This is a genomic window from Geminicoccus roseus DSM 18922 (genome assembly GCF_000427665.1).
GTDB classification, from domain to species: domain Bacteria; phylum Pseudomonadota; class Alphaproteobacteria; order Geminicoccales; family Geminicoccaceae; genus Geminicoccus; species Geminicoccus roseus.
The window spans coordinates 348,140-357,694 of the sequence record NZ_KE386572.1 but is presented as its reverse complement, the minus strand read 5'-3'; the positions used below and the strand labels follow the sequence as shown (position 1 = coordinate 357,694).

The following is a 9,555-nucleotide window of genomic DNA, read 5'->3' as shown; positions in this document are numbered from 1 at the left end:
GCGCATGACGGGCCTTCTGGCAGGATTGGACGGCGGCAAGCTCTGGCGCCACGTGCTCGGCGCGGCGATCATCACCTTCCTGATGACCAGCCTGATCGTCGGGCTGGAACTGGTGGCGTCGCAGACCGGGCTGCAGCTCAACCCGCGCTACCATATCGTGCTCTACTGCGTGCTGGCGGTGGCGCTGGGCTCCACCGCCGTGTTCGCGCTCGGCGAGCGCAGCTGGCGCCTGCCGATCCTGGTCGGCATCGTGCTGGCGGTCCTGCTGCTGGTGCCGCTGCTGACCGGCAACACCGATTCCGACCTGGCCTTCCTGCTGCCGTTCCCGGTGGCGCCCCTGAACTGGGTGGCGCTGCTGTTCCCGGCCTTCATCCTGCTGCGGGCCGGCCAGCTGGCCTACGCCTCCTCCCGGCCGGTGTCGGACAAGCCCAAGCGGCGCGAGATGAGCGTCGCCGCCAAGCGGGCTTCGCTCGCGTTCGGCTTCTTCCTGATCCTGGCCGCGTTCGCCTTCCCGATCACCCCGATGGCCGACCGCCAGCTGGTCGACATCCTGACGATCGTGCTGATCTACATCATGCTGGGCTGGGGGCTGAACATCGTGGTGGGCCTGGCCGGCCTGCTCGACCTTGGCTACGTCGCCTTCTACGCGGTGGGGTCCTACTCCTACGCCTTGCTGGCCGAGTATTTCGGCTGGAGCTTCTGGGTGTGCCTGCCGCTGGCCGGCCTGTTCGCCGCCAGCTTCGGCATCGTGCTGGGCTTCCCGGTGCTGCGCCTGCGCGGCGACTACCTGGCGATCGTCACGCTGGGCTTCGGCGAGATCATCCGGGTGATCCTGATCAACTGGTACACCTTCACCGGCGGCCCCGACGGCATCGGCGGCATCCCGCGGCCGTCCTTCTTCGGCCTGCCCTTCCAGGCCAACCCGCCGCGCGGCGGCGGCGAGACCTTCGCCAGCTTCTTCGAGATCCCGTTCGACCCCTATCACCGGATCGCGTTCCTCTACTACGTGATCCTGGTGCTGGCCCTGTTCACCAACTGGTTCACGATCCGGATCCGCAAGCTGCCGATCGGCCGGGCCTGGGAAGCTTTGCGCGAGGACGAGATCGCCTGCCGGGCGCTGGGGCTGAACCCGACCGCGGTGAAGCTGGCGGCGTTCGGCATCGGGGCGATGTTCGCGGGCTTCGCCGGCAGCTTCTTCGCCGCCCGCCAGGGCTTCATCAGCCCGGAAAGCTTCGTGTTCATCGAGAGCGCCGTGATCCTGGCGATCGTGGTGCTGGGCGGGCTCGGCAGCCAGATGGGCATCGTGTTCTCCGCGGTGATCCTGATCGGGCTGCCGGAATTCTTCCGCGAACTGGAAGACTACCGGATGATCGCGTTCGGCCTGGTCATGGTGCTGATCATGATCTGGAAGCCCACCGGCCTGGTCTCCCACCGCGAGCCGACCATCCGGCTGCACCCGCGGGGAGAGGGCTGATGACGCTCCTCACCGTCGAGCACCTGACCATGCGCTTTGGCGGGCTGGTCGCCGTCGACAACGTGTCGTTCACCGCCGAGCAGTCGCAGATCACCTCGATCATCGGGCCGAACGGCGCCGGCAAGACCACGATGTTCAACTGCCTGACCGGGTTCTACCAGCCCTCGGTCGGGCGGCTGGAGCTGTCCAGCGAGCGCGGCGACTGGCTGCTGGAACGCCTGGACGGCCACCGGATCGTGCGCGACGCCGGCGTGGCGCGCACCTTCCAGAACATCCGCCTGTTCGCCGGCATGTCGGTGCTGGAGAACCTGATGGTCGCCCAGCACACCGAGCAGATGCAGGCGTCCGGCTGGAGCATCAAGGGCCTGCTCGGCCTGCCCTCCTACCGCAAGGCCGAAGAGGAGGCGGTCCACCTCGCCCGCTCCTGGCTGGACCGGATCAACCTGACCGACAAGGCCGACTGGCCGGCCGGCGCTTTGGCCTATGGCGACCAGCGCCGGCTGGAGATTGCCCGGGCGATGTGCACCAAGCCGGTGCTGCTCTGCCTGGACGAGCCAGCGGCCGGCCTGAACGCCACCGAGTCGCTGGAACTGAACGAGCTCCTGCGCTGGATCAAGGAGATCCACGGGATCGGCGTCCTGCTGATCGAGCACGACATGAGCGTGGTGATGGGGATCTCCGACAAGATCGTGGTGCTGGACTACGGCAAGAAGATCGCCGAGGGCACGCCGGCCGAGATTCGCGACGATCCCAAGGTCATCAAGGCCTATCTCGGCGAGCCCGAGGAGGAGGAACTGCCGCCCGAGGTCGCCGAGGACCTCCATCTCGACCCGGGAGCGCGCTGATGCTGGTGATCGAGGGCATCCACGCCTTCTACGGCCGGATCGAGGCGCTCAAGGGCGTGTCCCTGGAGGTGAAGCAGGGCGAGATCGTCACCCTGATCGGCGCCAACGGGGCCGGCAAGTCGACCCTTCTGATGACGATCTGCGGCACCCCGCGCGGCCAGGGCGGCCGGATCGTGCTGGAAGGCACCGACATCACCGCCATGCCGACCCACCACATCATGCGCCGCGGCATCGCCCAGTCGCCGGAGGGCCGCCGGGTGTTCCCGCGCATGACGGTGTTCGAGAACCTGCAGATGGGGGCGATCAACGTCGATCCCGCCCATTTCGACGGCGACGCCAAGCGCTGCTTCGAGCTGTTCCCGATCCTGGAGCGCCGCCGCAACCAGCGCGCCGGCACCTTGTCGGGCGGCGAGCAGCAGATGCTGGCGATCGCCCGCGCCATGATGGCCAGGCCGCGCCTCCTGCTGCTGGACGAGCCGTCCCTGGGCCTCGCACCCTTGATCGTCCGGCAGATCTTCTCGGTGATCAAGGAACTGAACGAGACCCAGGGGGTGACGGTGCTGCTGGTCGAGCAGAACGCCTATCATGCGCTGAAGCTGGCGCATCGCGGCTACGTGCTGATCAACGGCCAGATCACCATGTCCGGAACCGGCCGGGGGCTGCTGGCCGACCCGGAGGTGCGGCGCGCCTATCTCGAAGGCGGCCATTAGGGGAGGACGTTCCATGCTGGAGACCCTGACCGGCCAGTCGCTCGGCGTGTTCATCGGCCTGACCCTGGTGCTGGCCGGATCGGCGGCCATGTCGATGGGCCAGGCGATCGCGCAGACCTGGCGCCCGCTCTGGCAGATCGTGCCCTACGGGCTGCTGCTGGGCGCGGCCAACCGGTTCCTGTCCTACGCGCTGTTCGAGGAGGAACTGCTGCACGTGACCGGCTTCCTGGTCTGCTCGGCGATCCTGATCGCGCTGGCCTTCCTGGCCTACCGGATCGCCCGCACCAACAAAATGGTCGCCCAGTATCCATGGTTGTACGAGCGCGCGGGATTGTTCGCGATCCGCGAGCATCGGGGCAGCTGACGCTCGATCGGCTTGCAGGTGCCAAGATCGGCGTTAGACTTCACCCAGATTGATCGGGTCCGGCCATGTCGTTCCCAATCCTCGTCGAATCGACCAACAGGTTTCTCTAAAGGACCGGAGTAGACGATGCAGCGATTCTCCAGGCGGATGGCGGGTGCGGCGTTCACGGCCGTGCTGCTGGCCAGTTCAGCGATGGCCCATGCCGAGATCGTCATCGCCTCGGCGGGCCCGATGACCGGCGCCTACGCGGCGTTCGGCGAGCAGCTCCGCCGCGGTGCCGAGCAGGCGGTCAAGGACATCAACGCCGCCGGCGGCGTCAACGGCGAGGAGCTCACCCTGGCGATCGGCGACGACGCCTGCGATCCCAAGCAGGCGGTGGCGGTCGCCAACGACCTGGCCAGCCAGGGCGCCGTGTTCGTGGCTGGGCATTTCTGCTCGGGATCCTCGATCCCGGCCGGCGACGTGTATGCCGAGGAAGGCATCCTGCAGATGTCGCCCGCCTCGACCAACCCCGCCTACACCGAGGGCCCGTTCGAGGAAGGCGTCACCACCGTCTTCCGCACCTGCGGCCGCGACGACCAGCAGGGTGACTTCGCCGGCAAGTGGCTGGCCGAGAACTATGCCGGCAAGAACGTGGCGGTGGTCCACGACAAGTCGACCTACGGCAAGGGCCTGGCCGACCTCACCAAGCAGTTCATGAACGAGGGCGGCCTCGACGAGGTGGCCTACGAGGCGATCTCCGCGGGCGACAAGGACTTCACCGCGCTGATCACCAAGCTGAAGTCGCAGAACGTCGATGCCATCTATTTCGGCGGCTACCACACCGAGGCGGCGCTGATCGCCCGCCAGGCCGCCGAGCAGGGCCTCCAGGCGCGGCTCCTGTCCGGCGACGCGCTGAACACGGTCGAGTATGCGCAGCTGGCCGGTCCGGCCTCCGACGGCACCCGCTTCACCAACGCCGCCGAGGCCCGCAACCTGCCGACCGCGCAGAAGGTGGTCGAGGAGTTCAAGGCCAGCGGCTACGACCCGGAAGGCTACACCCTGTCGACCTATGCCGCGGTGCAGGTCTGGGCGGCCGCCGCCAACGAGGCGGGCACCACCGATGCGGCCAAGGTCGCCGAGACCCTGCGCTCGCATCGCTGGGACACGGTGATCGGCAACATCGGCTTCGACGAGAAGGGTGATCTCACCGAGAACACCTATGTCTGGTTCGAGTATGACGGCGGCAACTACGCCCAGGTCGACAACTGATCCGACCGGCTTTCGAGGGCAGGGGCAGGACCTTCCGCTAGGGGGTGCGCTCCGTCCTTCGGGGCTGGTAGAGAAGGGGGGAGCCCGGCTGGGCTCCCCTTTTTTTGTCGGATCTGGCCTGCGAGCGGAGTGGATGATGCGGATATCTGCGGCGGTAGAGGCTCTCGTGCCGGAGATGACGGCCTGGCGTCACCACCTGCATGCGCATCCGGAGCTCGGCTACGAGGAGCATGGCACCCAGGCGTTCGTGGCCGGCAAGCTGAAGGAGTTCGGGGTCGACGAGGTGGTGACCGGCATGGCCGGGACCGGCGTGGTCGGCGTGATCCGCGGCAAGCGCCCCGGCAACCGCTCGATCGGCCTGCGCGCCGACATGGACGCCCTGCCGATCACCGAACTGACCGGCAAGCCCTATGCCTCGACCAATCCCGGCCGGATGCATGCCTGCGGCCATGACGGCCACACCACCATGCTGCTGGGCGCCGCCAGGCATCTGAGCCAGAGCCGCGACTTCGCCGGTTCGGTGGTGCTGATCTTCCAGCCGGCCGAGGAAGGCGGGGCCGGGGCCCGGAAGATGATCGAGGACGGGCTGTTCGAGCGCTTCCCGGTCGAGGTGGTGTACGGGATGCACAACTGGCCGCAGATGCCGCTCGGCAGCTTCGCCATGCATCGCGGCCCGGTGATGGCCGCCACCGACGAGATCCGCATCGAGATCGCCGGCAAGGGCTGCCATGCCGCCATGCCCCATACCGGCGTCGACCCGGTAGTGGCGGCGGCCCAGCTGGTCTCCGCCCTGCAGAACATCATCAGCCGCGAGACCGACCCGATGGACCGGGCGGTGCTCTCGATCACCGCGATCAATGCCGGCTCGGCCTTCAACGTCGTCCCGGACACCGCGACCCTGAAGGGCACCGTGCGCACCTTCCGCGCCGACACCCGCAAGCGCGTGGTCGGGCGGATCCGCGAGATGGTGGAGGCGTTCGCCAAGGCGTTCGGTGTCGCCATGGAGCTGCACCACCGGGAGGGCTATCCGCCCACCATCAACCATGACGAGCAGGCCGCGTTCGGCGCCGAGGTCGCGGCCGGGATCGTGGGCGAGCCGAACGTCGCCCGCGACCAGCTGCCGTCGATGGGCGGGGAGGATTTCTCGTTCATGCTGGAGAAGGTGCCGGGCGCCTATATCTGGATGGGCGTGGGCGGGGCCGAGGAAGGCCGGATCCTGCACAACGCGAAGTACGACTTCAACGACGCGGCCCTGCCGGTCGGGGTGTCGTGGTGGACCGGGCTGGTCGAGCGCCACCTCTCCGCGGGCTGAAGCCCAAAACGGTCCGGCCGGCCAGGGGCTCAGGCGTTCCGGCACCCCCCGGCACGCCTTCGCCGCGACAAGAGGACTTCCGGGACAGTTAGGAAATCCTTAATCTCCGTCCTGTCACGGTTTCGGGACGGTGCCGAATGCAGCGGGAACGTTATCCGGGAGAGCAGCGGGGGCTGACGCTGTTCCTGGCCGAGCTGCAGCCGGTCGTGGAACTGGTCCTGGGCGAGGACCACCTTCTCTGGCACGCGATCCGCCGCGCCCTGCAGCTCGGCACGCTGGACGCGCTGCGCCACGCGCGGCAGCTGTTCAACAACCAGCCGCGCGAGATCAAGCAGCTGCTGTCCCTGGGCATGGTCGAGGAGCGGCCCGCCGAAGGGCCCAGCCGCGACGAGCTCCTGGACAGCTACGCCACCCGCGAGCCCGAAGAATATGTCAGCTTCGACCTGGCCTCGACCTCGGAGGGCGACGAGCCGGTGGTCCGGCTGCGCCACGAGCTGGTCGACATCCCGGCGGTGCGGGTGATGGTCCGCCCGGGCACGCTCCCGAGCAGCGCCGCCGCCAGGCTGCGCGCCATCGCCGACCTGATCGAGCGCGACCGCCGCCTGCTGTCGCAGCGCTTCTGGGCCGGGCGCGACCTCCATGTCGAGCCCTGCGACCCGGGCAGCGCCGAGCGCGGCTGACCATGGATCGTTTCGATGTCGTGGTGATCGGGGCGGGGATCGCCGGTGCCAGCGCTGCCGCAAGAATCGCCGCCGCCCGCCATGTCTGCCTCCTGGAGCGCGAGGCGCGTCCGGGCACCCAGGCGACCGGCCGCTCCGCCACCATGTTCGCCCTGGCCTATGGCGACCGCGCCACCCGCCGCCTGGCCGCGGCCAGCCGGGCCTTCCTGACCGATCCGGACCGCCCGGACGGGCCGCTCGCCAGCCCGCGCGGCATGCTGCACGTGGCCTCGCCCGGGCAGGAGGCGGCCCTGCGCACCCTGGCGGAGGAGACCGGGCTGCCGGTCCTGAGCGCAGCCGAGGTGATCGGCCGCCTGCCGGTCCTGCGCCCGGAGCGGGTGGCCGGCGGCGTGCTGGATGCCGCCGCCGACGCCATCGACGACCACCGCTTCCTGCAGTGCTGCCTGCGCGACCTGAAGGCAGCCGGCGGGGAGCTGCGCTGCGGCGCCGAGGTGACGGCGATTGCGGCCGAGGGGGCAGGCTTCCGGCTGGAGACCAGCGCGGGGCCGATCGTTGCCGGCTGGATCGTCAACGCCGCCGGTGCGTGGGCCGACCAGGTGGCGCAGCTCGCCGGCCTGGCGCCCCTGGGCCTGTGCGCGCTGCGCCGCACGGCGCTCACCATCGATCCGCCGGACGGCCAGGACCCGTCCCGCTGGCCGATGGCGATCGACGTGGCCGAGCAGTGGTACTTCAAGCCGGAAGGCGGCCGGCTGCTGCTGTCGCCGGGCGACGCCGCCGAGGTGGCGCCCCAGGACGTCCAGCCCGAGGAATGGGACGTGGCGGTGGCGATCGACCGCTACACCGGCCTCACCGGCCACGAGCCCCGGCGGATCCATGCAAGCTGGGCGGGCCTGCGCAGCTTCGTCCCGGACCACGCCCCGGTCGCCGGCGCCGATCCCGGCCATCCCCGCTTCGTCTGGCTGGCGGGGCAGGGCGGGGCCGGCTTCATGACCGCCCCGGCCATGGCGGAGATCGCTTGCGCGGCGGTCGGCGGGGGCGCCCTTTCGGACGAGCTGGCAGCGCTCCTGCCGGACCTCTCACCCGCCCGGTTGATGGCATCCTGAAAAAAAAGCCCCGGATGGTCCGGGGCTTGGAGGTCACTCGAAGATCGGGTCCTGGCGGGGCTCGTCGATGTCCTCCGGCGGCAGCGGCTCGGAGCGGACCGCCTTCGGGTTGGCGATCCGGGCGCGCGCCACCGCGTCGTCCAGCTCCAGCTGGGCGCACAGGCCGAGCAGCACGGGGTCGCGCGGGCGGATGTCCTGGCTCTTCCAGTGGGTGCGGTCGCGCACCTGCTGGATGGTGTTCTTGGTGGTGCCCAGCAGCTTGCAGATCTGCTGCTCGGCCAGCTCGGGGTGGTTGCGCAGCAGCCAGGCGATGGCGTCCGGGCGGTCCTGGCGCTTGGAGAGCGGCGTGTAGCGTGGCTCCTTCTTCTTCGGGCCGAGCTTGGTGTCGGCGATCGAGCGCTGCAGGCGCAGCCGGGCGGTCGGGTCCTTGGCGACCCGGTCGATCTCCTGGCGGGTCAGCATCCCGGCGCCGATGGGATCGAGGCCGCGGACGCCGGCATTGACCTCGCCGTCGGCGATGCCCTTGATCTCGAGCGTGTGCAGCCCGGTGAACTCCGCAATCTGCTCGAAGGTCAACCCGGTGTTCTCCACGAGCCAGACGGCCGTGGCTTTCGGCATGAGCGGGCGATCCATTCGATCCACCTTCTTTCTGGAAACGACGACGCGGCGCCCTCGTCGAGAAACGCCGCGTCCGGGACGGTCATATTTCTAGGCGCTCTATTGGCGGAACGCCCGGCACGGTTCAAGCGGCGTCTCAACCCTGGACGGGAACCGTGTAGTTGAGGCCGAGCCGGCCGCCATCCACGTACACGGTCTGCCCGGTCACGTAGGCGGCGTCCTCGGACGCCAGGAACAGGACGACCCGGGCAACCTCCTCGGGCTCGCCGCAGCGGCCGAGCGGGGTGCGCGCCAGGACCTTGGTGCGCGCCGCCTCGTCGACCATGATGGTCTTGAGCATGTCGGTCAGGATCGAGCCCGGCCCCACCCCGTTCACCCGCACGCCCTTGTCGGCCAGCGCCAGCGCCATGACGTTGGTGAGCTGGTTCATCCCGCCCTTGCTGACGTTGTAGGGGGTCTGGTTGGGGATCGCGAGCACGCCGTTGACCGAGGACATGTTGACGATGGCGCCCTTGCCCTGCGCCGCCATCACCCGGGCGGCCGCCTGGCCGCACAGGAACGAACCCTTCAGGTTGACCCGCAGCACCAGGTCGAAATCGGCTTCGTCCAGCTCCAGGAACTCGCCGGCCCGGATGATCCCGGCATTGTTGACCAGCACGTCCAGGCCGCCGCCGAAGCGGACCGCCGCGTCGACCATCGCCTGCACCGAGGCCTTGTCGCCGACATCGGTCTGCTGGAACAGCGCCTGCACGCCGCGCCCGTGCAGCTCCCGGGCGAAGCTCTCGCCCTTGTCCACGTCGACATCGGCGATCACCACCTTGGCGCCCTCGGCGGCGAAGGCCTCCACGCAGGCGCGCCCGATGCCCTGGGCGGAGCCGGTCACGATCACGGTCTTGTCGGTAAAGCGCATTCTGGTCCCATCCTCGGCGAAATCCGAGCCGGCCGCTTCCAGCACCAGCCGTACATCGTCCCGCTCGGCCGCCACGTCCTGCAGCACCCGCAGGACCGCGTCCAGCCCGCCTCCGCGGCCGGCCTGCCAGACCAGCTCGATCGGGCCCTCCAGGTCGGTGCGGAGCACGTCGAACAGGGCGTCCAGGTTGCGGATGCTGTTGGACGGCATCCCGGCGGCGGTGCAAACGCGCTCGAACACGTCCTGCCGCGCGGCGATCCCGGCGCCGATGACGATCCGCCTCATGCG

General features: G+C 69.4%; 10 protein-coding genes. 8 read left to right on the top strand and 2 right to left on the bottom strand.

Going from position 1 to position 9,555, the window contains the following annotated elements; genetic code table 11:
- Positions 1-4 precede the first annotated feature (4 nt).
- From livM to GEMRO_RS0103030, 8 genes are all read left to right on the top strand, one after another.
- A complete protein-coding gene (livM, locus tag GEMRO_RS27195) occupies positions 5-1,474 on the top strand; it encodes a high-affinity branched-chain amino acid ABC transporter permease LivM (protein ID WP_035484650.1) in 1,470 nt (489 codons plus the stop codon).
- Positions 1,474-2,319, top strand: coding sequence for an ABC transporter ATP-binding protein (locus GEMRO_RS0103060; RefSeq protein WP_027132846.1), 846 nt, complete (start codon positions 1,474-1,476; stop codon positions 2,317-2,319). The genes livM and GEMRO_RS0103060 overlap by 1 nt, the downstream gene beginning before the upstream one ends.
- Positions 2,319-3,029 carry an ABC transporter ATP-binding protein gene (locus tag GEMRO_RS0103055; protein ID WP_027132845.1) on the top strand — a complete coding sequence of 237 codons (711 nt, stop codon included), beginning with the start codon at positions 2,319-2,321 and terminating at the stop codon, positions 3,027-3,029. Before GEMRO_RS0103060 ends, GEMRO_RS0103055 begins: the two co-directional genes overlap by 1 nt.
- 13 nt (positions 3,030-3,042) lie before the next feature.
- Positions 3,043-3,393: a DUF6867 family protein gene (locus tag GEMRO_RS0103050; protein ID WP_322100034.1), complete on the top strand. Its 351-nt coding sequence runs from the start codon at positions 3,043-3,045 to the stop codon at positions 3,391-3,393.
- 126 nt (positions 3,394-3,519) lie between these two features.
- A complete protein-coding gene (locus tag GEMRO_RS0103045) occupies positions 3,520-4,644 on the top strand; it encodes a branched-chain amino acid ABC transporter substrate-binding protein (protein ID WP_084506461.1) in 1,125 nt (374 codons plus the stop codon).
- 133 nt (positions 4,645-4,777) lie between these two features.
- The gene (locus tag GEMRO_RS0103040) at positions 4,778-5,956 is read left to right on the top strand and encodes a M20 aminoacylase family protein (protein ID WP_157505431.1); all 1,179 of its coding nucleotides are present in this window, start codon (positions 4,778-4,780) and stop codon (positions 5,954-5,956) included.
- A 137-nt stretch (positions 5,957-6,093) separates the two neighbouring features.
- Positions 6,094-6,636: a hypothetical protein gene (locus GEMRO_RS0103035; protein WP_027132841.1), complete on the top strand. Its 543-nt coding sequence runs from the start codon at positions 6,094-6,096 to the stop codon at positions 6,634-6,636.
- A 2-nt stretch (positions 6,637-6,638) separates the two neighbouring features.
- Positions 6,639-7,739, top strand: coding sequence for an NAD(P)/FAD-dependent oxidoreductase (locus GEMRO_RS0103030; RefSeq protein WP_027132840.1), 1,101 nt, complete (start codon positions 6,639-6,641; stop codon positions 7,737-7,739).
- Positions 7,740-7,772: 33 nt separating this feature from the next.
- Here the strand turns inward: GEMRO_RS0103030 and GEMRO_RS27190 are convergent, their stop codons facing one another.
- Positions 7,773-8,357: a cell cycle transcriptional regulator TrcR gene (locus GEMRO_RS27190; RefSeq protein WP_407645349.1), complete on the bottom strand. Its 585-nt coding sequence runs from the start codon at positions 8,355-8,357 to the stop codon at positions 7,773-7,775.
- A gap of 136 nt (positions 8,358-8,493) precedes the next feature.
- Entirely contained in the window at positions 8,494-9,552 is a 1,059-nt protein-coding gene (locus GEMRO_RS0103020) for a glucose 1-dehydrogenase (RefSeq protein WP_157505430.1), read from the bottom strand.
- Between the last annotated feature and the right edge of the window lie 3 nt (positions 9,553-9,555).